27 protein-coding genes and 1 pseudogene are annotated in these 26290 nt (G+C 72.6%); 5 read left to right on the forward strand and 23 right to left on the reverse strand.

The window, feature by feature from the left end:
* Nucleotides 1–50: 50 nt before the first annotated feature.
* Nucleotides 51–359, reverse strand: a complete 309-nt coding sequence (groES, locus tag QFZ82_RS16745; RefSeq protein WP_177148652.1) for a co-chaperone GroES — start codon at nucleotides 357–359, stop codon at nucleotides 51–53.
* A gap of 308 nt (nucleotides 360–667) precedes the next feature.
* Nucleotides 668–1615, reverse strand: a complete 948-nt coding sequence (locus QFZ82_RS16750; RefSeq protein ID WP_307713949.1) for a polysaccharide deacetylase family protein — start codon at nucleotides 1613–1615, stop codon at nucleotides 668–670.
* Nucleotides 1616–1663: 48 nt separating this feature from the next.
* Here QFZ82_RS16750 and QFZ82_RS16755 point away from each other — a divergent pair, with 48 nt between their 5' ends.
* A complete protein-coding gene (locus tag QFZ82_RS16755) occupies nucleotides 1664–2884 on the forward strand; it encodes a methyltransferase domain-containing protein (RefSeq protein WP_373429424.1) in 1221 nt (406 codons plus the stop codon).
* Nucleotides 2885–2942: 58 nt separating this feature from the next.
* Here the strand turns inward: QFZ82_RS16755 and QFZ82_RS16760 are convergent, their stop codons facing one another.
* From QFZ82_RS16760 to tsaB, 7 genes are all read right to left on the reverse strand, one after another.
* Nucleotides 2943–3581 (reverse strand): hypothetical protein, encoded by a 639-nt coding sequence (locus tag QFZ82_RS16760; RefSeq protein WP_307713951.1) that lies wholly within the window; start codon nucleotides 3579–3581, stop codon nucleotides 2943–2945.
* A gap of 53 nt (nucleotides 3582–3634) precedes the next feature.
* Nucleotides 3635–4885, reverse strand: a complete 1251-nt coding sequence (locus QFZ82_RS16765) for an RNA polymerase sigma factor (RefSeq protein ID WP_373429293.1) — start codon at nucleotides 4883–4885, stop codon at nucleotides 3635–3637.
* 43 nt (nucleotides 4886–4928) lie between these two features.
* A complete protein-coding gene (locus tag QFZ82_RS16770; protein ID WP_307713953.1) occupies nucleotides 4929–5285 on the reverse strand; it encodes a YciI family protein in 357 nt (118 codons plus the stop codon).
* 118 nt (nucleotides 5286–5403) lie between these two features.
* Nucleotides 5404–5661, reverse strand: coding sequence for a hypothetical protein (locus tag QFZ82_RS16775; RefSeq protein ID WP_307713954.1), 258 nt, complete (start codon nucleotides 5659–5661; stop codon nucleotides 5404–5406).
* Entirely contained in the window at nucleotides 5658–6770 is a 1113-nt protein-coding gene (gene tsaD, locus QFZ82_RS16780; RefSeq protein ID WP_307713955.1) for a tRNA (adenosine(37)-N6)-threonylcarbamoyltransferase complex transferase subunit TsaD, read from the reverse strand. The genes QFZ82_RS16775 and tsaD overlap by 4 nt, the downstream gene beginning before the upstream one ends.
* A gap of 27 nt (nucleotides 6771–6797) precedes the next feature.
* The gene (rimI, locus tag QFZ82_RS16785) at nucleotides 6798–7265 is read right to left on the reverse strand and encodes a ribosomal protein S18-alanine N-acetyltransferase (protein WP_373429294.1); all 468 of its coding nucleotides are present in this window, start codon (nucleotides 7263–7265) and stop codon (nucleotides 6798–6800) included.
* On the reverse strand, nucleotides 7262–7915 hold the full coding sequence (gene tsaB / locus QFZ82_RS16790) for a tRNA (adenosine(37)-N6)-threonylcarbamoyltransferase complex dimerization subunit type 1 TsaB (RefSeq protein WP_307713956.1): 654 nt from the start codon (nucleotides 7913–7915) through the stop codon (nucleotides 7262–7264). Before tsaB ends, rimI begins: the two co-directional genes overlap by 4 nt.
* 129 nt (nucleotides 7916–8044) lie before the next feature.
* On the opposite strand from tsaB, the gene QFZ82_RS16795 reads away from it, so the two are divergent.
* Nucleotides 8045–8578 (forward strand): hypothetical protein, encoded by a 534-nt coding sequence (locus QFZ82_RS16795; RefSeq protein WP_307717748.1) that lies wholly within the window; start codon nucleotides 8045–8047, stop codon nucleotides 8576–8578.
* 47 nt (nucleotides 8579–8625) lie between these two features.
* Here QFZ82_RS16795 and QFZ82_RS16800 read toward each other — a convergent pair whose 3' ends face one another.
* From QFZ82_RS16800 to QFZ82_RS16840, 9 genes and pseudogenes are all read right to left on the reverse strand, one after another.
* Complete coding sequence (locus tag QFZ82_RS16800) at nucleotides 8626–8811, reverse strand: hypothetical protein (protein WP_307713957.1); 186 nt, start codon at nucleotides 8809–8811, stop codon at nucleotides 8626–8628.
* Between the two features lie 161 nt (nucleotides 8812–8972).
* Nucleotides 8973–9485, reverse strand: coding sequence for a tRNA (adenosine(37)-N6)-threonylcarbamoyltransferase complex ATPase subunit type 1 TsaE (tsaE, locus tag QFZ82_RS16805; RefSeq protein WP_373429425.1), 513 nt, complete (start codon nucleotides 9483–9485; stop codon nucleotides 8973–8975).
* Complete coding sequence (locus QFZ82_RS16810) at nucleotides 9457–10692, reverse strand: alpha/beta fold hydrolase (protein WP_307713959.1); 1236 nt, start codon at nucleotides 10690–10692, stop codon at nucleotides 9457–9459. The genes tsaE and QFZ82_RS16810 overlap by 29 nt, the downstream gene beginning before the upstream one ends.
* A gap of 10 nt (nucleotides 10693–10702) precedes the next feature.
* Entirely contained in the window at nucleotides 10703–11890 is a 1188-nt protein-coding gene (alr, locus tag QFZ82_RS16815; protein WP_307713960.1) for an alanine racemase, read from the reverse strand.
* A gap of 57 nt (nucleotides 11891–11947) precedes the next feature.
* Nucleotides 11948–13414, reverse strand: coding sequence for an NAD(P)H-hydrate dehydratase (locus QFZ82_RS16820; RefSeq protein WP_307713961.1), 1467 nt, complete (start codon nucleotides 13412–13414; stop codon nucleotides 11948–11950).
* A 511-nt stretch (nucleotides 13415–13925) separates the two neighbouring features.
* Nucleotides 13926–14294 carry a holo-ACP synthase gene (locus QFZ82_RS16825; protein ID WP_307713962.1) on the reverse strand — a complete coding sequence of 123 codons (369 nt, stop codon included), beginning with the start codon at nucleotides 14292–14294 and terminating at the stop codon, nucleotides 13926–13928.
* 31 nt (nucleotides 14295–14325) lie between these two features.
* Nucleotides 14326–16173, reverse strand: coding sequence for a glutamine--fructose-6-phosphate transaminase (isomerizing) (gene glmS, locus QFZ82_RS16830; protein ID WP_307713963.1), 1848 nt, complete (start codon nucleotides 16171–16173; stop codon nucleotides 14326–14328).
* A 79-nt stretch (nucleotides 16174–16252) separates the two neighbouring features.
* Nucleotides 16253–17062, reverse strand: coding sequence for an ABC transporter permease (locus tag QFZ82_RS16835; RefSeq protein ID WP_307713964.1), 810 nt, complete (start codon nucleotides 17060–17062; stop codon nucleotides 16253–16255).
* Nucleotides 17059–17849: pseudogene (locus QFZ82_RS16840) on the reverse strand (ATP-binding cassette domain-containing protein). The gene QFZ82_RS16835 and the pseudogene QFZ82_RS16840 overlap by 4 nt, the downstream one beginning before the upstream one ends.
* Nucleotides 17850–18012: 163 nt before the next feature.
* On the opposite strand from QFZ82_RS16840, the gene coaA reads away from it, so the two are divergent.
* Together coaA and QFZ82_RS16850 are read left to right on the forward strand one after the other, a co-directional pair.
* Nucleotides 18013–19008, forward strand: coding sequence for a type I pantothenate kinase (gene coaA / locus QFZ82_RS16845; RefSeq protein WP_307713965.1), 996 nt, complete (start codon nucleotides 18013–18015; stop codon nucleotides 19006–19008).
* An 11-nt stretch (nucleotides 19009–19019) separates the two neighbouring features.
* Nucleotides 19020–19970, forward strand: a complete 951-nt coding sequence (locus QFZ82_RS16850; RefSeq protein WP_307713966.1) for a DUF389 domain-containing protein — start codon at nucleotides 19020–19022, stop codon at nucleotides 19968–19970.
* Between the two features lie 36 nt (nucleotides 19971–20006).
* Here the strand turns inward: QFZ82_RS16850 and glmM are convergent, their stop codons facing one another.
* The 4 genes from glmM to QFZ82_RS16870 form a co-directional block, all read right to left on the reverse strand.
* On the reverse strand, nucleotides 20007–21365 hold the full coding sequence (gene glmM / locus QFZ82_RS16855) for a phosphoglucosamine mutase (RefSeq protein WP_307713967.1): 1359 nt from the start codon (nucleotides 21363–21365) through the stop codon (nucleotides 20007–20009).
* A 165-nt stretch (nucleotides 21366–21530) separates the two neighbouring features.
* Nucleotides 21531–22043 (reverse strand): 30S ribosomal protein S9, encoded by a 513-nt coding sequence (gene rpsI, locus QFZ82_RS16860; RefSeq protein ID WP_307713968.1) that lies wholly within the window; start codon nucleotides 22041–22043, stop codon nucleotides 21531–21533.
* A 40-nt stretch (nucleotides 22044–22083) separates the two neighbouring features.
* The gene (rplM, locus tag QFZ82_RS16865; protein WP_307713969.1) at nucleotides 22084–22527 is read right to left on the reverse strand and encodes a 50S ribosomal protein L13; all 444 of its coding nucleotides are present in this window, start codon (nucleotides 22525–22527) and stop codon (nucleotides 22084–22086) included.
* 257 nt (nucleotides 22528–22784) lie between these two features.
* On the reverse strand, nucleotides 22785–24404 hold the full coding sequence (locus QFZ82_RS16870) for an ABC-F family ATP-binding cassette domain-containing protein (protein ID WP_307713970.1): 1620 nt from the start codon (nucleotides 24402–24404) through the stop codon (nucleotides 22785–22787).
* A gap of 56 nt (nucleotides 24405–24460) precedes the next feature.
* Here QFZ82_RS16870 and QFZ82_RS16875 point away from each other — a divergent pair, with 56 nt between their 5' ends.
* A complete protein-coding gene (locus tag QFZ82_RS16875) occupies nucleotides 24461–25411 on the forward strand; it encodes a hypothetical protein (protein WP_307713971.1) in 951 nt (316 codons plus the stop codon).
* Here the strand turns inward: QFZ82_RS16875 and truA are convergent.
* Nucleotides 25382–26257 carry a tRNA pseudouridine(38-40) synthase TruA gene (truA, locus tag QFZ82_RS16880; protein ID WP_307713972.1) on the reverse strand — a complete coding sequence of 292 codons (876 nt, stop codon included), beginning with the start codon at nucleotides 26255–26257 and terminating at the stop codon, nucleotides 25382–25384. The two genes, QFZ82_RS16875 and truA, sit on opposite strands and share 30 nt — an antisense overlap.
* Between the last annotated feature and the right edge of the window lie 33 nt (nucleotides 26258–26290).

Consider the following 26290-nt stretch of genomic DNA (forward strand, 5'->3'; position numbering starts at 1 on the left):
GGGGTGGCCAGGGGCGCAGCTCAAAGCAAATCTGCCGGGTGAAGCAGGAATTACTTCTCGACGATCGCGAGCACGTCGCGGGCCGAGAGGACGAGGTACTCCTCGCCGCTGTACTTCACTTCGGTGCCGCCGTACTTGCTGTACAGCACCACGTCGCCGACGTTCACGTCGAGCGGAAGGCGCTCGCCGTTCTCGAAGCGGCCCGGGCCCACGGCCAGGACGACGCCCTCCTGGGGCTTCTCCTTGGCGGTGTCCGGGATAACCAGGCCAGAAGCCGTGGTCTGCTCGGCGTCGAGCGGCTGGACCACAATGCGGTCCTCGAGCGGCTTGATGGCAACCTTGGAGCTGGTGGTCGTCACGATCCGACCTCCCCCTTCGGAGATCTCACGGGGTTAACTGATCTGAGGTGGCGACCAGGTGGATCCGTCGTCGCGGGTGCCGGACCTGCCCGTCGCTGTGTTGGCACTCTCCGGTGGGGAGTGCCAGGAGCGAGACTATGACTGCGATTAGCACTCGGTCAAGCGGAGTGCCAATGCAGCGCCGCGTGGCGGCCTGATCCGGTCCCGGCCGCTCCCCCGACGGCCGTGCCGCCCGCGGCGAGCGGCGTCCTCCGCGCCGCCGTGCGGCCCGGCTCCTCGCCGGGTCGTCGGCAGCCGGTGCGCACGGCTCACACGTAGTCCTCCAGCTTCGCCACGGCGTAGCCCTTGGCGGTCACGGTCCGCATGACCCGCCGGATCATGTCCGGCATCGTGCCCTTCCACTCCCCACGGCCCCGGAAGTGGGTGAGGACGATGTCGCCGGGGTGCAGGTCCCGGTCCCATTCGCGCCACTCCATGCGATCGGGGAACGCCTCGGACGCCCACAGCGGCACAGCCTCGATCCCGCAGGACTTCGCGACGCGCAGCGTGTCCTTGTTGTAGCTCCCGTACGGCGGGCGGAACAGCCGCGGGCGCGTGCCGTACCGCTTCTGCAGCCTGTCCTGCTGGCTGCAGATCTCCCGCTTCTGGGCGGAGTACGAAAGGCCGGGCAGATAGGGGTGGTTGAGGGTGTGGTTGTGCAGCGCGACGCCGCGGTCCCGCATCTTCTCGAAGTAGTCGTAGTCGTCGTCGATCACGTAGTCGCTGAGGAAGGCGCTGTACGGGATCTGCAGTTCGGACATCATCCGCAGCAGCTCGGGGTCCTTCTCCGCGCCGTCGTCGATCGTCAGGAAGACGATCTTCTCCTTGGTCGGAACGGTGGTGAAGACCGGCGGCAGTTCGTCGCCGCCCTCGACCTCGAAGCCCTTGCGGGTGGTGATCCTCGGCTTGACGGCGGGCGGCGGGGGCGCGGCGAGCGGGGTCTGCTCCAGGCCCCACTTCTTCGCCGCCGCGGCCCGTTTGGCCTGAGCCCGCCTGACCTTTCCGGCGTACGCGGACAGCGCACCGGACGGGCCCGCCGCCTGCTTCTGCGCCGCCGGACCCCGCTCGGCCTGACGCCCCGCGGCGGACGGCGCCGGACGCGGGGCCTGCCCGTCCCCGCCCGCACAGCCCGAGCCGGTGGCGGCGACGACGAGCGCGGCGAGACCCACCCCGACCCGGTACGCTCTCACTTTTCCCTTTTGTCGTACTAGCTGCATGGCGTCGCATCCTGTCAGCGCGGCGCCCGCCCGCCCGGCCGACACCGCCTGTGCGCGCGGAGCATCCCCCGCCTGGCCCACAATGGCCGGGTGAACGCCTCCGATCCGCTCGCCGCCTTCCTGGCCCTGCGCACCGAGGAGGGGGCCGCGCTGCTGGCGTCGCTCGCCTCCTACGACCCCGCCGACGAACTGGCGGTGGCCACCCGGCTGCGCCGCGAGCATCCGGCGGAGCTCGTCTCGGCGGCCCTCGGGCAGGCCCGGCTGCGGCAGCGCGCGGCGGCGAAGTTCGGCGCGGAGGACGCCGGACGGATGTTCTTCACCCCGAACGGCGTCGAGCAGTCCACCCGCCGGTCGGTCGCCGCCCACCGGGCCGAGCGGTTCGCCGCGCTCGGCGTGCGCAGCGTCGCCGACCTGTGCAGCGGCATCGGCGGCGACGCGCTCGCGCTCGCGCGGGCGGGCATCTCCGTCCTGGCCGTGGACCGGGACCCGCTGACGGCCGAGGCCGCGCGGGCCAACGCCGAGGCGCTCGGGCTCGCCGATCTCGTCGAGGTCCGCTGCGCGGACGTGACGGACATCGACACCTCCGCGTACGACGCGGTGTTCGTGGACCCGGCGCGACGCGGCGGCCGGGGCAGGATCTTCGACCCGGAGGCGTATTCGCCGCCCCTGTCCTGGGCGATCGCCGCGGCCCGCACACGCCCCCACGCCGCGCTCAAGATCGCGCCGGGCATCCCGCACGAGGCCGTCCCCGAGGACGCCGAGGCCGAGTGGATCTCGGACGGGGGCGACGTCAAGGAGGCGGTGCTCTGGTTCGGCACGGACCCGGCCGCGGTCCGCGCGACCCTGCTCCCGGGCCCGCACACCCTGACCGGGCGCGGCCTGCCGGATCCCGCCGTCCGCGCGGTCGGCCGCTACCTCTACGAGCCCGACGGCGCGGCGATCCGCGCGCATCTGGTCGCCGAGGTCGCCGAGGACGTCTCGGGCGGCCTGATCGACGAGACGATCGCCTACATCACGTCCGACGAGCTGCACCCGACGCCGTACGCCACGGCCTACGAGATCACCGACGCGCTGCCCTTCAACGTGAAGAAGCTGAAGGCGCTGCTCCGGGAGCGCGAGGTCGGTGTCCTGACCGTGAAGAAGCGCGGCTCGGCGGTCGAACCGGAGGAACTGCGCCGCAAGATGAAGCCCCAGGGGCCGGCCTCGGCGACCGTGTTCCTCACGCGAGTGGCCGGGGCGCCGGCCATGCTGGTGGGCCACCCGGCCTAGCCGGCGATCCGGCGGCGCGGGCCCCGGCTCAGGGCCGGGCCCGCGCAAGGGCGCCGGATCAGACGCGGGCGCCGGAGGCGGCCCGGCGCGGGACGAGCCGCAGCGCCCAGCGGTAGTGGCCCACCGCCTTCGAGACGCCGATCAGGCCCGTCAGCCACAGGATCATCCCGAGACCCATCAGCAGCACCACCCCCGGCACCGTGTCCTGGCCGGGCTCCGCGCCGGCCGGGACGGCGAAGCAGGTCCACAGGCCGCCCGCGCACATCAGGAACGACGGCAGGAACCAGGTCAGGCTCAGGCCCGGCGAGGCGAAGCGTGCGTCGCCTGCCGGGTCGCTGGCCAGGCGGCTCCACGCGCGCAGCAGCCCGCGCACCTTCGCGTCGCGGGCGAGGCCGAAGCCGATCAGCAGGCCGGTCGGCACCATGAAGGCGGCGCCCAGCAGGAGCAGCACCCCGCCGAACATCTTGCTCAGCGCGTCGAGCGGCTCGTCGAACGTCCGCAGCGCGGCGGCGACCAGCACCCAGCCGACCGCGAACCCCGCGGCCAGCAACCACAGTTGGATCAGCACGGCCCCGCCGATGCTCATCCGGTGGAGCTCCGCCATCGCCCGCGCCCGGTCGGCGAGCAGCGACGTGCGGTCGGGCCACGCCCGTACGCCGAAGGGCGGGGGCGGGGGCGGGAGGGTGCGTCCTGACATGGTCATGAGGCTACCGGGCGCTTTCCCGGGCGCGGGGCGCACCCGGGCCCCGGCTACGGCACGGCGCGGGCGGCCCGGTCCAGCAGCAGTTCCCTCTCCCGCGCGTTGCGGGCGAGGGACGCCGCCCGTTCGAACTCCGCCCGTGCCTCGCCGGCGCGGCCCAGCCGGGCCAGCAGGTCGCCGCGGACGCTCGGGAGCAAGTGGTAGTCCTTCAGGGCGGGTTCACCGGCCACCGCGTCCACCAGGGCGAGTCCGGCCCCGGGCCCCTCGGTCATCGACACCGCGACCGCCCGGTTCAGTTCCACGACCGGAGACGGCGTGAGACGGACCAACTGCCCGTACAGCGCGGCGATCGTCGCCCAGTCGGTGTCCCCGTAACGGAGAGCCCGCGCGTGGCAGGCGGCGATGGCGGCCTGGAGGCAGTACGGGCCGTACGGGCCGCCGCCCGCGCGTCCCAGTGCCTCGATGCCGCGCCGGATCAGCAGCCGGTTCCACTTGGCGCGGTTCTGGTCGGCGAGCAGGACGGGCTCGCCCGAGGGTCCCGTACGGGCCGGGATGCGGGACGCCTGGAACTCCAGCAGCGCCGCCAGGCCGTGGACTTCCGGTTCGTCCGGCATCAGGCCGGCGAGGACCCGGGCCAGGCGCAGCGCGTCCTCGCAGAGCGCCGGGCGCACGAGGTCGTCCCCGGCGGTCGCCGCGTATCCCTCGTTGAAGATCAGGTAGATGACGTCGAGCACGGAGCCCAGGCGCGCGGCGCGCTCGGCTCCGTACGGCGCCTCGAAGGCCACGTCCGCCGTGGCCAGCGCCCGCTTGGCGCGCACGATGCGCTGCGCGACCGTCGGCTCCGACACGAGGAACGCGCGGGCGATCTCCGCGGTCGTCAGCCCGCCGAGCAGCCTGAGCGTGAGCGCGACCCTGGCCTCGGTGGACAGCACCGGATGGCAGGCGGTGAAGATCAGCCGCAGGAGGTCGTCGTCGATGTCGTCCGCCTCGGCCGGCTCGGGCGGCGGCGGCGCGTCCTCCAGCGTGCGCCCCACCTCGGCCAGCTTGCGGGCGTACGTCTCCTTGCGGCGTACGAGATCGACGGCGCGGTGCTTGGCGGTGGCCATGAGCCAGGCTCCCGGCCTGTCCGGGACGCCCGACTCCGGCCACTGCTCCAGCGCGGCGACCAGAGCGTCCTGCGCGATCTCCTCGGCGATGCCGACGTCCCGCACGATGCGGGCCACGCCGGCGATGATGCGCGCCGACTCGATCCTGAAGACCGCCTCGACCGTGTTCCCTGCGCTTCCTGCCGTCACGGCCACCCATCAGAGCAGCCGCGGCGCAGCGGACGCAACCGCAGCCGGCTCAGCCCTCCATGATCTGGCGGACCTCGCAGGTGACGGACCACTCCTCCGGGTGGATCTCCAGGAAGCGCTTGGCCCATTCGAGGGCCTCGGCCTTGTCCTTGCACTGCATGAGGGCGTAGCCGCCGATGACTTCCTTGGTCTCGGTGAAGGGGCCGTCGGTGTACGACAGCTTCCCGCCGGACCAGGTCACGCGGGTGCCCTCGGAGGACGGGAGCAGGCCGGCGGTGTCCAGCATGACCCCGGCCTTGGTGATCTCTTCGAGCAGCTTGCCCATGCGCTCGTTGAAGTCCTCCGGGAAGTCGTCCGCGGGGATCTCGTTCTCGTTGACGCGGATCATCGACAGGAAGCGGGGCATGGTGACTCCTCGGGTCGTGAGTACGGGGCCGTTCCCCGCCTCTCACCTGTGCGTCGAACGGGAGACGGCCGGATCGACATCCTCCCGGAAATTTCTTCCGGGAAATCCCGGCGGGTTCTCAGCCGAGCGACTCGAAGCGCCAGCGGTGCACCGGCCGGGTGATCACATCGGGGGCGGGCTCGGGAAGTTCGGGCAGCTCCGCGTCGGCGTGCGCCGCCTCCCACCAGGTGATGACCAGCACCCGGTCCGGCGCGGCCCGGAAGGTCTCGCGGCGCAGCGGATCGCGCGCGAGCTGCTGGGCGCGGGCCCACTCCAGCAGCTCGGCACCCCGGCCGTCCACGGCGCGGGCCTCCCACATCAGGGCGACGACGGTCATGAGTACAGGTTGTCCTTGCTGACCTCGTGCACATGATCGTGGTCGTGGATCGCGCCGGCGGGGTCCGTGCCCGGCACGTGCGGGTCCGTCACGGGCAGCGACGAGTCCGCGGACAGCTCCCAGTCGGAGGCCGGCCGGTTGCGCGCCACCATCTCCGCGCCCAGAGCGGCGACCATCGCGCCGTTGTCCGTGCACAGCTTGGGCCGCGGGACGCGCAGCCGGATGCCCGCACGCTCGCAGCGCTCCTCGGCGAGCGCGCGCAGCCGCGAGTTGGCCGCGACGCCGCCGCCGATCATCAGGTGGTCCACGCCCTGGTCCTTGCAGGCGCGCACTGCCTTGCGGGTCAGCACGTCGACGACCGCCTCCTGGAAGGACGCCGCCACGTCCCGCACCGGCACCTCCTCGCCCGCGGCCCGCTTCGCCTCGATCCAGCGGGCGACGGCCGTCTTAAGGCCCGAGAAGGAGAAGTCGTACGCCGGGTCCTTCGCGCCGCTCAGGCCGCGTGGGAACGCGATCGCCTCCGGGTCCCCCTCCCTGGCCAGCCGGTCGATCACCGGGCCGCCGGGGAACCCGAGGTCGAGGACGCGCGCGATCTTGTCGAACGCCTCACCCGCCGCGTCGTCGATCGTCGCGCCCATGGGACGCACGTCGGCGGTGATGTCGGGGGCGAGCAGCAGCGAGGAGTGGCCGCCGGAGACGAGGAGTGCCATGGTCGGCTCCGGGAGCGGGCCGTGCTCCAGCTGGTCGACGCAGATGTGCGAGGCGAGGTGGTTGACCCCGTACAGCGGCTTGTTCAGGGCGTACGCGTACGCCTTCGCCGCCGAGACACCCACCAGCAGCGCGCCGGCGAGCCCGGGCCCGGCCGTGACGGCGATGCCGTCGAGGTCGCGGGCGCTGACCCCGGCCTCCTTCAGGGCGCGCTCGATGGTCGGCACCATCGCCTCCAGGTGCGCGCGCGAGGCGATCTCCGGGACGACGCCGCCGAAGCGGGCGTGCGTGTCCACGCTGGAGGCGATCGCGTCGGCGAGCAGGGTCGTCCCGCGGACGATGCCGACTCCGGTCTCGTCGCAGGAGGTCTCGATGCCGAGTACGAGCGGTTCGTCAGCCATGGGTGTGAGTCTCAGTTCCTTGAACGGTCAGGCTTGTACGGTCAGGCGCATGACGAGGGCGTCGATGTTGCCGGGCTGGTAGTAGCCGCGACGGAATCCGATGGGCTCGAAGCCGAAGCGCTCGTACAGCTTCTGGGCCCGGGTGTTGTCCACACGCACTTCGAGGAGCACCTCGTCGCACTCGAAGGCGGTGGCGTGCTGGAGCAGATCGGTCAGCAGCCGGGCGCCGAGGCCGCTGCCCCACTGGCCGCGTTCGACCGCGATGGTCTGGACGTCGCCGAGGCCGCCCGCCGCCGCGAGGCCCGCGTAGCCGACGATCCTGCCGTCGAGCTCGGCGACGACGTACCGGCGGGTGGCCTGCGGGCCCCGTGCGTGCGCGAGCTCGGACCAGAACATCCCGGCCGACCAGGCGTCGTCGGGGAACAGCTCGTTCTCGAGCTCGAGCACCGGCCGGATGTCCCACCAGCGCATCTCACGCAGGGCGGCCGCGCTCACTTCGGAGTGACCACCTTGTAGTTCTTGGGAACCTGGGCGTCGGGTCGGCGCAGGTACAGCGGCAGCGGGGCGAGGAAGTCCTCGCCGGCCGCCAGCTTCCCGGCCGCGAGCGCGGCGAGGGCGGCGGCGCTGACGTGCTCGGGTCCGCGGGCGTCCGGGAACGTCTCCGGGTACAGCAGGGCGCCGGCGCCGACCGCGGGCAGGCCCGCGACCTGCTCGGCGATGTCGGCGGGCCGGTCGACGGCGGCGTCGGTCACACGGGTGCGGGCATCCGCGTACCGCGCCCAGTAGACCTCCTTGCGGCGCGCGTCCGTCGCCACCACGAACGGCTCGTCGAGGCCGGCGGCGTACGCGAGGCCGTCCAGCGTGCACACCCCGTGGACGGGGACACCGAGCGCCGACGCGAACGTCGTGGCCGTCACGAGCCCGACGCGCAGTCCCGTGTACGGCCCCGGTCCGACGCCGACCACGATCCCGGTGACGGCGTCGAGTTTCACGCCGGCCTCGGCGAGCACTCGGTCGACGGCGGGCAGCAGCAGCTCCCCGTGCCTTCGGGCGTCCACCCGGCTGGACTCGGCGACGACGGCGGACCCGTCGTGGAGAGCGGCGGTGACGGCGGGCGTGGCGGTATCCATGGCGAGCAAGAGCACGCAAACAGCCTACGGCTCCGGCGGGGGAGGCGCGGCCGCCCCGTCGAACGCGGGGCCTGCTGCTACCGTCACCACAACCGGGAAGAGATTCGAAAGGTGGGCACGGTGGCACGGAGCAGCTCGGGACTCGTGGCCGGGCTCACGGCGGCCGCGCTGGCCGTCGTCGGCTTCCTCGCCTATCAGGCGTCGGCGAACGTTCCCGACAGCCTCAACGCGCCCAAGGCCCCGAGCGCCGTCCCGTCGGCGAAGGCCTCCGGCAGCCCGCAGGAGAAGGCGAAGGACCCGCTCGCGGTGCCGGCGCACTCCGGTACGGGCGTGCGGGTGGTCTACGCGCTGGGCGAGCGGCGGGTGTGGCTGGTCGGCGCGAAGGGCAAGCCGCGCACCTTCGAGGTCATGCCGTCGACGGTGAGCCCCGCTCCCGGCACGTACACCGTCACCTCGCGCTCGGGCAGCGTCCCCGGGTCGGACGGGGTCCCGGTCGAGCACGTGGTGCGGTTCGCGAAGGTCGGCGACGTGTCGATCGGCTTCAGCGCGGCCGTGAACGGCTCGACGGCGAGCCCGGACCCGAACAGGAGGACGGGCGGCGTGCGGATGACGCGGGCCGACGGGGACGCGATGTGGGTGTTCGCGACGATCGACTCGAAGGTGGTCGTGGTCCCGTAGGACCACCCGTACGGAACCGGCTGTACGAATCCGGGCCCGCCCGTCCGCTACGCGGCGTCGCGCCGCGCCTCGTCCGTCTCCCCGGCCCGCGGCCTCTCGCGCGGCGGGGTCGACACCGCGCTCGCCGCCGCGCAGGACGCCAGCAGGTCCCGCATCGACAGGACCGGGGGGTGCGGCACGGGCGCCGCGGGCGCGTGCTGCCGGTTCTGCGGTTCGCGCTCCGATGCCGACATGGACGCCTCCTGGTGGGCTCCGGGGGCGGGCGTGGTTAGGTAGACCTAACCAGGTCTCTCTACCATGTCATCACGCGCGGGACGCCGGGCGCAACATTTTCCCGACGTCTTGTCGGAACGTACGGCGTTTCGTGTCGGGACCGCGCCCGCGTCCCACTGGTTCAGGCCAGATCCAGCTCCGCCCAGCGCTCCCCGTACCCCCGCAGCACCACCTCGCGGCGGTCGTCCTCCGTGTCGCCCACGACCCGGTGGATCACCACGTGCAGACGGTCCTCGGACAGGTCCTCGACCTTGCCCTCGCCCCACTCCACGACCACCACCGATTCCGGCAGCGAGACGTCGAGGTCGAGGTCCTCCATCTCGTCGAGGCCTCCGCCCAGGCGGTACGCGTCGACGTGGACGAGCGCCGGTCCGCCCGTCAGGGACGGGTGGACGCGCGCGATCACGAACGTCGGGGACGTGACGGCTCCGCGTACCCCGAGCCCCTCGCCCAGGCCGCGCGTCAGCGTCGTCTTGCCCGCGCCGAGCTCGCCCGTGAGCATCACCAGGTCGCCGGGGCGGAGCAGTTTCGCGAGCCTGCGGCCCAGATCCTGCATCTGCACGGGGGACTCGATCGAGAGGCGGGCGGAGCCGGCGACGGCCTTCTCAGCCGCCGGGCTGTGCGGTGCTTCCAGCGGTGCTTCCATACGTGCCAACGTTAGCCGCTGCCGCGACCGCGCCCGCCCGGGCCAGCAGGTCCGCCAGCCGGTCGGTGACGGCCTCGGGATGCTCCAGCATCACCAGGTGCCCCGCGTCAGGCACGATCACCAGCTCGGCCTCCGGCATCAGATCGGCGATCGCCTCACTGTGCGTCCCGGGCGTGACCAGGTCCTTGTCACCCGCGAGGACGAGGACCGGCAGCTCGTCGAACACGACGAGCGCCTCGGCCTTGTCGTGTTCGGCGAAGGCCGGGTAGAACTCGGCGACCACGTCGATCGGTGTCGACTCGATCATCCGTTCCGCGAACCGCGCGACCGCCGGGTCCACGTCCCTCGACGAGAACGAGTACCGCTTGATCAGGCCCGCGAACAGGTCGGCCGTCGCCCGCCTGCCCCGCTCGACCAGCTCCGCCTGCGAGCCGAGTGCCCGCAGCACCCCGGGCAGCACCCGGCGCACCACGTTGACGCCCGCCACCGGGAGGCCGTAACTGACCTCGCCGAGCTTGCCCGACGACGTGCCGATCAGGGCGATCGCCGCCACCCGCTCCCGGACGAACTCGGGGTAATGGGCGCCCAGCGCCATCATCGTCATGCCACCCATCGAGTGGCCGACGAGCACCAGCGGGCCCTCGGGAGCCGCCGCGTCGACGACCGCCTTCAGGTCACGGCCGAGCTGGTCGATGGAGACCGGCACGCCGTCCGGGCCCGCCTGCGCGGCGCCGCGCGCCGAACGGCCGTGGCTGCGCTGGTCCCAGTACACCGCGCGCACCAGACCCCGCAGCGCCGCCCGCTGGAAGTGCCACGAGTCCTGGTTGAGGCAGTAGCCGTGGCTGAAGACGACGGTGACCGGGGCGGGCGCCTTGCGGCCGAACATCCGGCGGCGGCGCGGCGCGGCCACGTCCGGGTCGACCTCCTCCACCTCGTAGTAGAGCTCGGTGCCGTCGTCCGCGACCGCCGTGCCGGGCATGCCGCGCAGCGAGCCGTAGGGACCGGCCGCGTCGAGGGCGAGACGCGCCTTCCTGCGCATGCCGCGCCCGACCGTGAGGCGCTCGAGCGCGACGCCCGCGGCGGCGCCGGCCGCGACCACGCCTATGGCGGCACCGGCGATGCCCGCCCTGCGCCAGTTGCCCGTGGCCACCGCTGCGGCGGCCTCGGCCACCTCCCCCGTGCTGGTCTCGCTCACCGTGCCTCTCCTACTCGTCGGCGGTCCGCTCGTCGCACTCTTCGGGAACCTCGTTCACATAGACGCGCGGCACCCGGGCGCCGATGCGGGTGACGATCTCGTACGCGATCGTGTCCGCCGCCCGCGCCCAGTCCTCGGCGGTCGGCTCGCCCCGGTCGCCCGGGCCGAACAGCAGCGCCTCGGCTCCCTCCTCGACCGTCTGCCCGCCGAGATCGACGACGAACTGGTCCATCGCGACCCGGCCGGCGACCCGCCGCCATTCCCCGCCGACCAGCACCGGACCGCGGCCCGACGCATGGCGCGGAATGCCGTCCGCGTAGCCGAGGGGCACGAGGCCGAGCGTCGTCTCGGAGCCGGTGACGTAGTGGTGGCCGTAGCTGACGCCGTGGCCCGCCGGCACCTGCTTGACGAGCGCCACGGACGCGGCGAGCGTCATCACCGGGCGCAGGCCGAAGTCCGCGGGCGTGCCCAGCTCGGGGCTGGGCGAGACGCCGTACATCGCGATGCCGGTCCGTACGAGATCGAAGTGGGACTCCGGAACGCTCAGCGTGGCCGGGGAGTTGGCGATGTGCCGCACCTCGGGCTCGACGCCGGCCTTCTCGGCGTGGTCCACCATGTCGCGGAACACGTCCAGCTGGTCGGCGATCGAGGGGTGCCCTGGCTCGTCGGCACAGGCGAAGTGCGACCACAGACCCGTGATCTCGACCAGGCCCTCGTCCTCGGCGGCGCGCGCGGCCGCGACGAGCGCGGGCCAGTCGGCGGGCTGGCAGCCGTTGCGGCCGAGTCCGGTGTCCGCCTTGAGCTGGACGCGGGCCGGTGCACCGGCCTCCCTGGCCGCCGCGGTGACCTCCCTCAGCGCCCACAGGCCGCTCACGGACATGTCGAGGTCCGCCTCGATGCCCTCGCGCCACGGGTCGCCCGGCGTCCACAGCCAGCACATGATCCGCCCGCCGATCCCGGCCGCGCGCAGGGCGAGCGCCTCGTGCGGGGTGGCCGTGCCCAGCCAGGTCGCGCCCGCGGCGAGCGCGGCACGGGCGCAGGGCACCATGCCGTGCCCGTACGCGTCCGACTTGACCACGGCCATCAGCGCGGAGCGCGGCGCACGGGCGCGCAGCGCGCGGACGTTGGCGCGCAGGGCCGCGAGGTCGATCTCGGCGCGAGCTCGCGGCGGTGCGGGGGGCGGCGGTGTCTGGCTCATCGCGCCCAGTCTCTCAGAGCCGCCTGGCTCGATCCGTATGGGCGGCAGTCGACTGTGTCACTCGCCGGGCGGCGCCGGGGCCCGTTGTTCCCTCACATCGCGCCAGGCGGCCGGGAGAGTCGCCGCCACCTCGTACGCGGTGATCGGCACGCCCCGCGCGGCGCGGAGCCGGGCCGCGAGGCCGTGCAGGTAGGCGGCGGCGGAGCCCGCGTCACGCGCGTCGAGTCCGGCGGCCAGCAGCGAACCGGCGAGCCCGGAGAGCACGTCCCCGCTGCCCGCGGTCGCCAGCCACGGGGTGCCCATGGGGTTGACGCGCACCGGGGAGCGGCCGCCGTCCGCGGCGGCGACCAGCGTGGTCGAGCCCTTGAGCAGCACGGTCGCCCCGAACCGCGCGGCCAGTTCCCGCACGGACGTGAGCCGCGCCGCCTCCACCTCCTCGCGCGACACGCCGAGCAGCGCGGCGGCCTCGCCCGCGTGCGGCGTCATGAGGGTGGGCGCGGCCCGCTCGCGCACGGCGGCCGGGTCCAGCAGCCGCAGCCCGTCGGCGTCGACGAGCACGGGAACGTCGGAGGCGAGCACGTCCCGCACGGCGTCCCCGTTCTCCCCGATGCCCGGCCCGACGACCCAGGACTGGACCCGGCCCGCCTTCCCCGGCGGTCCCGCGTGCACCAGGCTCTCCGGGAAGCGGGCGATCACCGCGTCGGCCGCCGGTCCGACGTACCGCACGGCTCCGGCCCCGCCGCGCAGGGCGCCCGCCACGGCGAGCACGGCCGCGCCCGGGTAGCGCGCGGACCCGGCGACGATGCCGACGACACCTCGGCGGTACTTGTCGCTCTCCGCGGCCGGGAGGGGCAACAGCCGTGCCACATCGGCGTGTTGCAGCGCCTCCAGGTCCGGCACGGCCGGCAGGTGCTCCTCGATGCCGATGCCGACCAGCCGGACCGTGCCGGTGTACTCCTTAGCCGGGTCGACGAGCAGGCCCGGCTTGTACGTCCCGAACGTCACCGTGGCGTCCGCGCGCAGCGCCTCCCCGCGCACCTCTCCCGTGTCGGCCTCGATGCCGCTCGGCAGGTCGACGGCGACGACGACGGCGTCCGATCCGCGGGCGGCGCGGGCGACCGGCACGGCGTCCGGCCGCAGGCCGCCGCGTCCGCCGATCCCGGTGATGCCGTCCAGCACGAGGTCGGCGGAGGCGAGCGCCTCGAACGGGTCGTCCGCGACCCGGCCGCCCGCGGCGAGCAGGGCCGCCAGACCGGCGGCGTGGGTCCGGTCGGGGGCGAGCAGCACGGCGACGACCCCGGCGCCGCGGCGGGCGAGGCGCGCCCCGGCGAACAGGGCGTCGCCGCCGTTGTCCCCGCTGCCGGCCAGCAGCACGACGCGCGCGCCGTACACCCTTCCCAGCACCCCGGCACAGGCGGCGGCCAATCCGGCGGCGGCCCGCTGCATGAGCGCCCCTTCGGGCAGCCGGGCCATGAGCTGCGCCTCGGCGTGCCGGACGGTCTCGACGCTGTAGGCAGTACGCATGCGCCCGAGTCTGCCCCACGCCCCCGCCTGCCGCGCGAGGACGCCGCGCCACAAGTCTCGCGAAACGGGCCGGAGTTACGTAGCCCAGGAGCGCGGCACGCTGCGCCCTCCTGCGGGCAACGCCCGGCGCGCCCTTGGGCACCCCGCCGTTTCTCGGCGGGAATGAGCCCGCCCCTCCGTCGCGGGCACCGTCGCCGCGGACGCGACCGGCCGCGCCTCCGGCAGCCACGCCCGGACTCGCCCGCCGGGATCGCGACCGCCGCCTCAGGGCGGGATGGGGCGAGGGCAGGAATGCGGCACGCCCCGCCAGGGGGCGAGCGTGCGCCGCGTGAGCGTCCAGGAGGACCGGGCACGGCGGGTATCGGCGCTGCGCCTCAGCGCCAACCCGCCGGACGCGCGCACCCCGGCGTGTGGAGCGGAACGCAGCCGGTGGGCGCTGCGCCTCAGCGCCAAGCCTCCCCGCGCGGGCCCACCGCGTCGGGGCGGGACGCTCCCGGCGGGCCGGCCCGCCTCAGCCCTCCGCGATCACCACCGCCGACGCCACCCCCGCGTCGTGGCTGAGCGAGACGTGCCAGGAGCGGACGCCCAGTTCGGCCGCGCGGGCCGCGACCGTGCCGCGCACGCGCAGGCGGGGGCGGCCCGAGTCCTCCACGTACACCTCGGCGTCCGTCCACAGCAGTCCGGCCGGAGCGCCGAGCGCCTTGGCCAGCGCCTCCTTCGCGGCGAACCTCGCCGCGAGAGACGCGTACCCCCGCCGCTCCCCGCTCGGCAGCAGCAACTCGTGCGCCACGAAGAGCCGTTCCGCCATGTGCGGCGTGCGCCTCAGCGACGCGGCGAAGCGGTCGATCTCGGCGACGTCGATCCCCACCCCGATGATCATGCGGTGGCGCCTCCCGCCCCGTGCCCGCCCCTCACTCCACCGTCACCGACTTGGCGAGGTTCCTCGGCTGGTCGACCTCGTTGCCGCGGGCCGTCGCCAGCTCGCACGCGAAGACCTGGAGCGGCACCGCGGCCACCATCGGCTGGAGCAGGGTCGGTGTCGCCGGGATCCACACCAGGTGGTCCGCGTACGGCACGACCGACTCGTCGCCCTCCTCCGCGATCACGATGGTCCGCGCACCCCGTGCCCGGATCTCCTGGATGTTGGAGACGATCTTGTCGTGCAGCACCGAACGCCCCCGCGGCGACGGCACCACGACCACCACCGGCAGGTCCTCCTCGATCAGCGCGATCGGCCCGTGCTTGAGCTCGCCCGCCGCGAACCCCTCCGCGTGCATGTACGCCAGCTCCTTGAGCTTGAGCGCACCCTCCAGCGCCACCGGATAGCCCACGTGCCGCCCCAGGAACAGCACGGTGTTCTTGTCCGCCAGCGAACGCGCCAGCTCGCGCACCGGCTCCATGGTCTCCAGGACCCGCTCGACCTCACCGGAGATCTGTGCCAGGTCGCGGATCACGGCCCGGATCTCGTCGCCCCACTTGGTGCCCCGCACCTGGCCCAGGTAGAGGGCGACCAGGTAGCAGGCCACCAGCTGCGTCAGGAACGCCTTCGTGGAGGCGACCGCCACCTCGGGGCCCGCGTGCGTGTACAGCACGGCGTCCGACTCGCGCGGGATGGTCGACCCGTTGGTGTTGCAGATGGCCAGCACCTTGGCGCCCTGCTCCCGCGCGTGCCGCAGCGCCATCAGGGTGTCCATGGTCTCGCCGGACTGCGAGATCGCGACGACCAGCGTCCGCTGGTCCAGGATCGGGTCCCGGTAACGGAACTCGCTGGCCAGCTCCACCTCGCAGGGGATACGGGTCCAGTGCTCGATGGCGTACTTCGCGATCATGCCCGCGTGGAAGGCGGTCCCGCAGGCCACGATGACGACCTTGGTCGCCTCGCGCAGCACGGACACCGGGATGCGCACCTCGTCGAGACTCAGCGACCCCGAGGCGTCGATGCGGCCCAGCAGGGTGTCGGCGACCGCCTTGGGCTGCTCGGCGATCTCCTTGAGCATGAAGTAGTCGTAACCCCCCTTCTCGGCCGCGGAGGCGTCCCAGTCCACGTGGTAGGACCGCACGTCCGCGGGCGCCCCGTCGAAGCCGGTGACCGTCACACCGTCACGGCGGAGCTCCACCACCTGGTCCTGTCCCAGCTCGATGGCGGACCGGGTGTGGGCGATGAACGCGGCCACGTCCGAGGCGAGGAAGGACTCGCCCTCCCCGACGCCCACCACCAGCGGGGAGTTGCGCCGGGCGCCGACCACCACGTCCGGTTCGTCGGCGTGCACGGCGACCAGCGTGAAGGCGCCCTCCAGCTGACGGCACACCAGCCGCATGGCCTCCGCGAGGTCGCCGCACGACGAGAACGACTCCGCGAGCAGATGCGCGACGACCTCGGTGTCGGTCTCCGACGCCAGGTCGTGCCCGCGCTCGGCCAACTCGGCCCGCAGCACGGCGAAGTTCTCGATGATCCCGTTGTGCACGACGGCGACGCGCCCCGCATTGTCCAGATGGGGATGGGCGTTGGCATCCGTCGGGCCGCCGTGCGTGGCCCACCGCGTGTGTCCGATCCCGGTGGAACCGCTCGGCAGCGGCCGCTCCACCAGCTCCTTCTCCAGGTTGACGAGCTTGCCCGCCTTCTTCGCCGCAGCGAGCCCGCCGTCCGCGAGCACGGCGACCCCGGCCGAGTCGTAGCCGCGGTACTCCAGCCGCTTCAGTCCGGCGATGACCACATCAAGCGCCGACTGCCCGCCGACGTAACCCACGATTCCGCACATGTGCGCAGCCTACGGCGCGGGGCGCGGCTCGGCAGCGGGCCGGTCCGACGGCCGAGCTCCGCCGGCCGGGCCCGCGCGCTCAGACCTTCGCCCTGAAGGCCCGCATCGCCAGCGGGCAGAACACGGCCGCGATGCCCGCGGCCCACAGCAGCGACCACAGCACCGGCTCCGCCACCGGACCGCCCAGCAGCAGCCCGCGGAACGCGTCCGACAGATGGGTGACCGGGTTGACGTCGCTCCACGCCTGGAGCCAGCCCGGCATGGTGTCGACCACGACGAACGCGCTGCTGGTGAACGTGATCGGGAAGATCAGGGTGAAGGCGAACGCCTGCACCTTCTCCACGTCGCCGGCCAGCATGCCGATCAGCACCGCGCTCCACGACACCGCCGCCGCGAAGACGACCAGCAGCAGCGCGCCCGCCAGGAATCCGCCGACGCCGCCGGTGACCCCGAACCCGAGCAGCAGGCCGAGCCCGATCATCAGCAGCATCGCCCACACGTGCTTGGCGAGGTCCGCGGTGATCCGCCCGATCAACGGCGCGGAGCGGGCTATGGGAAGGCTGCGCAGCCGGTCGAAGACCCCTTTGGTCAGGTCGGTGTTGAGCGCCATGGCCGTGTACATCGTCATGAACAGGGTGTTCTGCACGATGATGCCGGGCAGCGCGTACTTCAGATACGCCTCGGGAGAGCCGGCCATCTGTCCGCCGAGGACGTACGTGAACAGGAACACGAACATGATCGGCGTGACGCTGTAGTCCACGAGCTCCAGGGGGTTGTGCTTGACGGCCACCAGGCTGCGCCACGCCATCGTGAGGGTCTGCCGGCCCCAGGCCAGCGGTTTCACCCGGCCCGATGCGGTCAGGGGCGCGGTGATCGTCGTGGCGGTCATGCCGGACTCACCGCCTTCTCCCTCTCGTCACCGCCGCCGTCCCCTTCCGCGCCCGCGTGCCCGCCCGGCCCGGAGCCGTTCCCGGACGCGGGCGCGGCCCGGTGTCCGGTGAGCGCGAGGAAGACCTCGTCCAGCGAGGACCGCCGCAGGGTCAGCTCCCCCACCGCGATCCCCTCGCGGTCGAGGCTGCGCACGACCGTGGGCATCAGCTCGGGATCCTTCACCGGGGCGGTGATCGACCCGCCCTCGATCCGGGCCCCGTCCCCCGCCGCTGCGGACACCAACCGGTGCGTCGCCGGCAGGTCCACGGACCGGACCGGCCGCAGCTCCAGCACCTGGCCCCCCACCTCGGACTTCAGCTGGTCCGGGGTGCCCTCGGCGATCACTCGGCCCTTGTCGATCACCACGATGTCGTCGGCGAGCACATCCGCCTCGTTCAGGTACTGCGTGGTCAGCAGGGCGGTCGCACCGTCGGCCACCAGGGCGCGCAGCATGTCCCACAGCTCGCCGCGGCTGTGCGGGTCCAGGCCGGTCGTCGGCTCGTCGAGGAAGAGGATGAGCGCACGAGGCCCGCCTCCCGGACGACGTCGTGGCCGGCCACCGTCGCCCGGCCGCCGTCGGGGGACAGCAGGGTGGCGAAGATCCGCACCGCCGTCGTCTTTCCCGCCCCGTTCGGGCCGAGCAGGCCGAGCACCGAGCCGGTGCGGGCCGCCAGATCCACCCCCGCCAGTGCCTCGGTCTCCTTGAACCGCTTGACCAGGCCCTCCGCCTGGATCGCGTAGGTCATGGGATGTCCCCCTGCTGACTTCGCGGGCTTCGCGGACGTCGCGGGTCGGCGCCCACCTCACAGACAACTGTGACGCACGCCACTGACATTCCGGACGGGCACGGCCCTGCCGCGTGACCCACCCCACCCCCCACAGCGGTCCCGCAGCCCCGACAATGACCATGTGATCTCTTCGCCGCCACGAAGCGCCCACCGCCGGGCAGAGCCTGCGTCGACCCCGTACGTCGACCTCACCCGAGCGGAGTGGAGTGCCCTGCGCGAGAAAACGCCGCTGCCGCTGAGCGCCGAGGAGGTCGAGCGGCTGCGCGGCCTGGGGGACGTCATCGACCTGGACGAGGTCCGGGACGTCTACCTGCCGCTGTCCCGGCTGCTGAACCTCTACGTGCAGGCCACGGCCGGTCTGCGCGGCGCTCTCAACACGTTCCTCGGCGACGCCGGCAACGGACACGGCGCCCAGCGCGGGACGCCCTTCGTCATAGGCGTCGCCGGGTCCGTCGCCGTCGGCAAGTCCACGGTGGCCCGTCTGCTCCAGGCCCTCCTGGCCCGCTGGCCCGAGCACCCCCGCGTCGAGCTCGTCACGACCGACGGGTTCCTGCTGCCGATGAAGGAACTCCAGGCCCGGGGGCTGATGTCCCGCAAGGGCTTCCCCGAGTCGTACGACCGCCGGGCGCTGACCCGCTTCGTCGCCGACATCAAGGCGGGCAAGGACGAGGTCACCGCGCCCGTCTACTCCCACCTGATCTACGACATCGTCCCGGAGGAGCGGCTGACCGTACGCCGCCCGGACATCCTCATCGTCGAGGGACTCAACGTCCTGCAGCCCGCCCTGCCCGGCAAGGACGGCCGCACCCGGGTCGGCCTCGCCGACTACTTCGACTTCAGCGTGTACGTCGACGCCCGGCCCGAGGACATCGAGACCTGGTACCTCAACCGGTTCCGCAAGCTGCGCGAGACCGCCTTCCAGAACCCGTTCTCCTACTTCCGCAAGTACACGCAGGTCTCCGAGGAGGAGGCTCTCGACTACGCGCGCACGATGTGGCGCACCATCAACCGGCCCAATCTGCTGGAGAACGTGGCGCCCACCCGGGGGCGCGCCACACTGGTGCTGCGCAAGGGCCCCGACCACAAGGTGCAGCGCCTGTCGCTGCGCAAGCTCTAGGAGAACGCTGCGTGTTGCATCTGCGGCTCATCACCCCGGCCGACCGGACCGCCGAGGTGGTCTCCGTGCTGGAGAAGACGGTCGGCACGGCCCATCTCGTGGTGCTCCCGGGCGCCGCCCGCGATCCCCGGGGCGACCTGATCCTGTGCGACGTGGCACGGGAGGCCGGCGACGCGCTCCTGTCCGAGCTGCGGGAGCGCGGCATCGACGAGTGCGGCTCCATCGCCGTCGACGACATCGGCCTGTCGCTGTCGGCCCGCGCGGAAAAGGCGGAGAAGGACGCGCCGGGCGAGGGCGCGGACGCGGTCCTGTGGGAGCAGCTGTCCGACGCCACGCACGAGGAGTCGACGCTCAGCGTCACCTACCTCGCGTTCCTGACCCTCGCGATGACGATCGCGGCGTGCGGCGTGGTGCTCGACAACGCGATCCTGATCGTCGGCGCCATGGCGGTCGGCCCCGAGTTCGGCCCGCTGGCCGGCTTCTGCACGGCCCTGGTGCGGCGCGCGCCGAAACTCGCCTGGCGGTCGTTCCTCGCGCTGATCGTCGGCTTCGGCGCCGCGATGCTGATGACCGCGGGATTCAGCTTCCTCATGGACGCGCTGGACCTGTTCTCCGCCGCGAAGCTGGACGCCGAGCGGCCCAACACGGCCTTCATCTACGCCCCCGACGAGTTCTCGTTCGTCGTCGCCGTCCTCGCCGGCGCGGCGGGGATGCTCTCGCTGACCTCCGCAAAGTCGGGCGCACTGGTCGGCGTCGCCATCTCGGTGACGACCGTCCCGGCCGCGGCGAACGCGGCCGTGGCCTTCAGCTACTCCGAGTACCAGCAGGCATGGGGCTCCACGGAGCAGCTGCTGCTGAACCTGCTCGGCATCGTCCTGGCCGGCACGCTGACGCTGCTGGTGCAGAAGGCACTGTGGCGCGCGAGCCGCAAGGGTACGCGGAGCGAGGGGGCCCGTACGTGATCCCCGTACGAGCCCCCCCCTCGTGAAGCACGCCTGCTAGCCGAGCGCCGACTTCACCACGTCGGCCAGCCGCCCCGCGACGGCCTGCGCCTGCTCGAGGTCGGCGGCCTCGACCATGACCCGCACCAGCGGCTCGGTGCCCGAGGGGCGCAGCAGGACGCGGCCTGTGGCACCGAGCTCGCGCTCCGCCTCGCCGACCGCCTGCGCCAGCTCGGCGGACGTCTGCACCCGGGACTTGTCGACGTCGCGCACGTTGATGAGCACCTGCGGCAGACGCTGCATCACGCCGACGAGGTCGGCCAGGGAACGGCCGGTCGCGGCGACCCGGGCCGCCAGCATCAGGCCGGTCAGCGTGCCGTCGCCGGTGGTGGCGTGGTCCAGGACGATCACATGCCCGGACTGCTCGCCGCCGAGCGCGTAGCCCTGCGCCTTCATGGCCTCCAGGACGTAGCGGTCGCCGACCGCGGTCTGCACCAGCTCGACGCCCTCGCGCTCCATCGCCAGCTTGAAGCCCAGGTTCGACATGACGGTGGCGACGACCGTGTTGCCACGCAGCGCGCCCGCCTCGCGCATCGCGAGCGCGAGCACCGCGAGGATCTGGTCGCCGTCGACCTCGTTGCCGTCGGCGTCCACGGCGAGGCAGCGGTCCGCGTCGCCGTCGTGGGCGATGCCGAGGTCGGCGCCGTGCTCGACCACGGCCGCCTTGAGCAGGTCCAGGTGCGTCGAGCCGCAGCCGTCGTTGATGTTCAGGCCGTCCGGTTCCGCGCCGATGGTGACGACCTGGGCGCCGGCCCGGGCGAACGCCTCCGGGGACACGCGGGCGGCCGCGCCGTGTGCCTCGTCGAGGACGATCTTCAGTCCGTCGAGGCGGTTGGGCAGGACGGCGATGAGATGGGCGACGTACTTGTCGAAGCCCTCGTCGTAGTCCGTCACCCGGCCCACGCCCGCGCCGGTCGGCCGGTCCCACGGCTCACCGGTGCGGTGCTGCTCGTAGACCTGCTCGATCCGGTCCTCCAGCTCGTCGGCGAGCTTGTGGCCGCCGCGCGCGAAGAACTTGATGCCGTTGTCCGGCATGGCGTTGTGGCTGGCGGAGAGCATCACGCCGAGGTCGGCGCCGAGCGCGCCGGTGAGGTAGGCCACCGCCGGGGTGGGCAGCACGCCGACGCGCAGCACGTCGACACCGGCGCTGGCGAGGCCGGCCACGACGGCCGCCTCCAGGAACTCTCCGGAGGCACGGGGGTCACGTCCCACCACCGCGGTCGGGCGATGGCCCGCGAAGGTGCCCGCTTCGGCGAGCACGTGCGCCGCGGCGACCGACAGGCCGAGCGCAAGCTCTGCCGTCAGGTCCGCGTTGGCCACACCGCGTACACCGTCCGTTCCGAAGAGTCGTCCCACAGTTGTCCTCCGAAGAAGCTGAATGCGCGAGTTCGTTATACGCCCGAGGTCGTCGGGCCGATGTCCGGGGGTCGATAAACGAACGCCCCGGCAGCACGGAGTGCCGCCGGGGCGAACGTGAAGCCGTACAGAAGCCGTACCAGCTTGTACAGGCCAGCGTGCGCTTTAGCGCTTGCTGTACTGCGGAGCCTTGCGGGCCTTCTTGAGACCGGCCTTCTTGCGCTCGACCGCACGGTCGTCGCGGGAGAGGAAGCCGGCCTTCTTCAGCGCGCCGCGGTTGTTGTCCACGTCCGCCTCGTTCAGCGCACGGGCCACGCCGAGGCGCAGGGCACCGGCCTGACCGGAGACGCCGCCACCCGAGATGCGGGCGATGACGTCGTAGCGGTTGTCGAGCTCGAGCACCTTGAAGGGCTCGTTGACTTCCTGCTGGTGCACCTTGTTGGGGAAGTAGTCCTCAAGGGTGCGGCCGTTGATCTTCCACTTGCCGGTGCCCGGAACGATCCGGACGCGGGCGATGGCGTTCTTGCGGCGGCCCAGGCCGGCGGCCGGCTGCGGCTCGCCGAAGCGGGAAGCCATGGACTCGGAGGTGTACTCACCCTCGACCGGAACCTCGGTCTCGGTGGTGTACTGCTCGACGTCAACCTCTTCGAGCGGGGTCTCGGCGGTGGTCTCAGCCACGATTCTCCTCAGATTCTTTTCGTCTTAGGGGTGGCCGGACTTACTGCGCGACCTGGGTGATCTCGAACGGGACCGGCTGCTGGGCAGCGTGCGGGTGGTTCTCGCCCGCGTAGACCTTCAGCTTCGAGAGCATCTGACGGCCCAGGCTGTTCTTGGGGAGCATGCCCTTGACGGCCTTCTCGATGGCCTTCTCGGGGCTCTTCTCGAGCAGCTCGTCGTAGCGGACGGAACGCAGACCGCCCGGGTAGCCGGAGTGGCGGTACGCCATCTTCTGGGTCCGCTTGTTGCCGGACAGGTGCACCTTCTCCGCGTTGATGACGATGACGAAGTCACCAGCATCGACGTGGGGGGCGTAGATCGGCTTGTGCTTGCCCCGGAGAAGGGTTGCGGCGGTGGTCGCCAGACGGCCCAGGACGATGTCCTGCGCGTCGATGATGTGCCACTGGCGCGTCACATCGCCGGGCTTGGGGCTGTACGTACGCACGGTCGTAGCCTTCGCTTCTTCAAGTGAGTGGGTCCTGACAAGGCCACCCGGACGATCACGACAGCCATGACCGCACGTCGGGGACGCAACCCGAGTGTCGATCGCTGGTCATCGGCCCGGTGGACCGGCGTAAGGGCCTCTCACGTGAGATAGAGCAAGCCAATACGCATAACGAACCAGAAGAATACCGCTGCCCCCCGCGCGTGGTCAAAACGCCCCCGCCCCCGCGGGGGCGGGAGACCCGGCCCCGGGCGGCGCTACCGGGCCCGGTCCACGCGGCGCTCGTCCCAGACCGGCTCCGGCGTCTCCCGCACGACCCCGTCCGAGCCGAACACCAGATACCGGTCGAACGACCGGGCGAACCACCTGTCGTGCGTCACGGCCAGCACCGTGCCCTCGTACGCCTCCAGGCCCCGCTGCAGCGCCTCCGCCGACTCCAGGTCCAGGTTGTCCGTGGGCTCGTCCAGAAGCAGCGCCGTCGTGCCCGCCAGCTCCAGCAGCAGGATCTGGAAGCGGGCCTGCTGGCCGCCGGACAGCTTCTCGAAGGGCTGGTCCCCCTGCCGCTCCAGTTCGTAGCGCCGCAGCACCGACATCGCGCCGCCCCGGTCCTTCGCGTGCTCCGTCCACAGGATGTCGACGAGCGTGCGGCCGAGCAGCTCGGGGTGGGCGTGGGTCTGGGCGAAGTGGCCGGGCACCACCCGCGCCCCCAGCTTCCACTCCCCCGTGTGCGCGACGGAGTCCCCCGCCAGCAGCCGCAGGAAGTGCGACTTGCCGGAGCCGTTCGAGCCGAGCACCGCCACCCGCTCCCCGTAGAAGACCTCCAGCGAGAACGGCTTCATCAGGCCGGTCAGCTCCAGACCGGTGCAGGTCAGCGCCCGTACGCCCGTCCGGCCGCCCCGCAGCCGCATCCGGATGTCCTGTTCGCGCGGCGGCTCCGGCGGCGGGCCCGCCTCCTCGAACTTCCGCAGCCGCGTCTGCGCCGCCGCGTACCGCGACGCCAGCTCATGGCTGACCGACGCCGCCTGCCGCAGGCTGAGCACCAGCTTCTTCAGCTGCGCGTGCTTCTCCTCCCAGCGCCGCTTCAGCTCCTCGAACCGCGCGAACCGCTCCTTGCGCGCCGCGTGGAACGTCCCGAAGCCCGCGCCGTGCACCCACACGTCCGACCCCGCCGGCCCCGGCTCCACCGCCACGATCCTCTCCGCGGCCCGGGCCAGCAGCTCCCGGTCGTGGGACACGAACAGGACCGTCTTGCGGGTCTCCTGCAGCCGGTCCTCCAGCCACCGCTTGCCCGGCACGTCCAGATAGTTGTCCGGCTCGTCCAGCAGCAGCACCTCGTCGGGACCGCGCAGCAGCGCCTCCAGCACGAGCCGCTTCTGCTCGCCGCCGGACAGCGTCCGCACCTGTCGCCACTGCGCCTTCTCGTACGGGATGCCCAGCGCCGCCATGGTGCACATGTCCCAGACCGTCTCGGCCTCGTACCCGCGCGCCTCCGCCCAGTCGCTCAGCGCCTGGGCGTACGTCATCTGCGCCGCCTCGTCGTCGACCGTCATGATCGCGAGCTCGGCCGCGTCCACCGCGGCCGCCGCCTCCCTGATCCGCGGCTGCGCCACCGACACCAGCAGATCCCGGACCGTGCGCTCGTCTCTCACGGAACCGACGAACTGCGGCATCACCCCGAGCCCGCCGCTGACCGTCACCGAGCCGCCGTGCGGCCGGAGTTCCCCCGCGATGATCCGCAGCAGCGTGGTCTTCCCCGCGCCGTTGGCCCCCACCAGCGCGGCCACCGCGCCTTCCCCGACACGGAAGGACGCGTCACCGAGGAGCACCCGCCCGTCCGGTAGGCAGTACTCCAGATGCGCGGCCTCTACGTGTCCCATGGGCCGAATTCTCACCGCCCGTACCGCCTTTGCCCAACCGGTTTAGGATGCGCGGCATGAGCTTTGGGCAGGGGGGACCTCAGTGGGGTTCCGGCGGACAGAACCAGGACCCGTACAACCAGGGCCCGTACGGGCAGGATCCGTACGGCCAGGACCCGTACGGCGGCGTCCGCGGTCAGTACGGCGGGGACTCGGGCAGCCCTGACTGGGCCGCGCTCGCCGACGCGTCCGCCGCCCGCGCCCGCCGCAAGCGCTGGCTGATGATCGGCGGCGGCGCGCTCGCCACCGCGCTGATCGCCGGGATCGTCGCGACCGCGATCGTCTCGTCGAACAACGACGGCAGCGACACCGCGTCCGACAAGAACAGCACCCTGCCCACCGCGCCCACCCTGCCGCAGGACACCACCCAGCCGCAGCCGTCCTTCTCCTCGGTGGAGCCCCTGCCCCCGCCGAACCCGAAGGACTTCGTCTCCGACCGCAAGAAGGACACGGCGCCGCTCAGCGCCGAAACCCTCTTCCCCGGCAGGAAGCTGACGATGGGTGACGGCGACCGCGTCTACACCAAGGGCGCCACCTCCCGCACCGGCAACTGCGCGTCGGTCACCAGCGGCGCCCTCGGCCCGGTCCTGGAGACGCACGGCTGCGAACAGGTCTTCCGCGCGACCTACCTCAAGGACGGCATCGCGGTCACCGTCGGCGTCGCGACCTTCGAGAACGAGGCGAAGGCCAAGACGGTCGTCCAGCAGGCCAAGGGCGGCATCGCTCCGCTGCCCGGCGCCGGCGTCCCCACGTTCTGCAAGGGCGGCCCGGTCTGCCGGAACACGTACAACTCCTACGGCCGCTACGGCTACTTCACCATCACGGGCTACACGAAGGCCAAGTCCGTGACGACCGGTGACACCAAGGCGTACCGCTCCGGCGACGACATCAGCGAGTTCGCGTTCCGCCAGATCGTGCGCCGCGGCGAGGCCCAGGCCTCAGCCGCAGCCACCGCACCCGCCCAGTAGCGGACCGGTCGGCAGCGAACGCCGGTTGCGCGCCTCCCGGTTCCGGGCGGCGAGCAACTCGTCCGCGGGGTAGCCGACTTCCTCCAGTGTCAGTCCGTGCGGCCGCACGACGTGCACCGCCGAGTCACGCACGCCCGCCGCGAGGACCTTGGCCGGCCACTCCACCGGCCGGTGCCCGTCCCCCACGAACAGCAGCGCGCCGACCAGCGAACGCACCATGTTGTGGCAGAAGGCGTCGGCCTTCACGGTCGCCGTGACGACACCGGAGGCGTCCCGCTCCCAGGACAGCCGCTGCAACGTGCGGATGGTGGTGGCGCCCTCGCGCCTCCTGCAGTACGCCGCGAAGTCGTGCTCCCCGACCAGCCGCTCGGCCGCCGCGTTCATCGCGTCGACGTCCAGCGGCCAGTCGTGCCACAGCACATGGCCGCGCAGCAGCGGATCGACACCGCCGGGATTGTCGGTCACGCGGTACGCGTAGCGGCGCCAGATCGCCGAGAACCGCGCGTTGAACCCCGCCGGGGCCTCGGTCACGCTCCACACGCGCGCGTCCTTCGACAGCCGGCCCGCCAGCCGCTTCAGGAGCTTGTCCCGGTGCTCCGCCCACAGCTCCTCGGGCAGGTCCACGTGCGCCACCTGCCCGCGCGCGTGCACCCCGGCGTCCGTGCGCCCGGCGACCGTCAGCTCGTACGTCACGGACGACCGCGTCACCGTACGCAGCGCGTCCTCGATCTCGCCCTGCACGGTCCGCTGCCCGCGGGCCTGCTTGGCCCAGCCGGAGAAGTCCCTGCCGTCGTACGACAGATCCAGCCGCACCCGCACGAAGCCGGGCTCCACCTCATCGCTCACGCCATCAATCCTCTCAAGCAGCGGACACGGAAC

The sequence above is a fragment of the Streptomyces sp. V4I23 genome, assembly GCF_030817975.1.
GTDB lineage: Bacteria > Actinomycetota > Actinomycetes > Streptomycetales > Streptomycetaceae > Streptomyces.

Excerpts from the sequence above, each read along its gene's own strand:
- QFZ82_RS16835 (WP_307713964.1), bottom strand. The coding sequence starts at position 17,062 with ATGACCGCCACGACGATCACCGCGCCCCTGACCGCATCGGGCCGGGTG.
- QFZ82_RS16825 (WP_307713962.1), bottom strand. The coding sequence starts at position 14,294 with ATGATCATCGGGGTGGGGATCGACGTCGCCGAGATCGACCGCTTCGCC.
- QFZ82_RS16770 (WP_307713953.1), bottom strand. The coding sequence starts at position 5,285 with ATGCCCCGCTTCCTGTCGATGATCCGCGTCAACGAGAACGAGATCCCC.
- tsaD (WP_307713955.1), bottom strand. The coding sequence starts at position 6,770 with ATGGCTGACGAACCGCTCGTACTCGGCATCGAGACCTCCTGCGACGAG.
- alr (WP_307713960.1), bottom strand. The coding sequence starts at position 11,890 with ATGAGCCAGACACCGCCGCCCCCCGCACCGCCGCGAGCTCGCGCCGAG.
- QFZ82_RS16775 (WP_307713954.1), bottom strand. The coding sequence starts at position 5,661 with ATGACCGTCGTCGCCCTGATGTGGGAGGCCCGCGCCGTGGACGGCCGG.
- QFZ82_RS16870 (WP_307713970.1), bottom strand. The coding sequence starts at position 24,404 with ATGGGACACGTAGAGGCCGCGCATCTGGAGTACTGCCTACCGGACGGG.
- QFZ82_RS16760 (WP_307713951.1), bottom strand. The coding sequence starts at position 3,581 with ATGTCAGGACGCACCCTCCCGCCCCCGCCCCCGCCCTTCGGCGTACGG.
- QFZ82_RS16750 (WP_307713949.1), bottom strand. The coding sequence starts at position 1,615 with ATGCAGCTAGTACGACAAAAGGGAAAAGTGAGAGCGTACCGGGTCGGG.
- QFZ82_RS16800 (WP_307713957.1), bottom strand. The coding sequence starts at position 8,811 with ATGTCGGCATCGGAGCGCGAACCGCAGAACCGGCAGCACGCGCCCGCG.
- QFZ82_RS16820 (WP_307713961.1), bottom strand. The coding sequence starts at position 13,414 with ATGCGTACTGCCTACAGCGTCGAGACCGTCCGGCACGCCGAGGCGCAG.
- glmS (WP_307713963.1), bottom strand. The coding sequence starts at position 16,173 with ATGTGCGGAATCGTGGGTTACGTCGGCGGGCAGTCGGCGCTTGATGTG.
- QFZ82_RS16875 (WP_307713971.1), top strand. The coding sequence starts at position 24,461 with ATGAGCTTTGGGCAGGGGGGACCTCAGTGGGGTTCCGGCGGACAGAAC.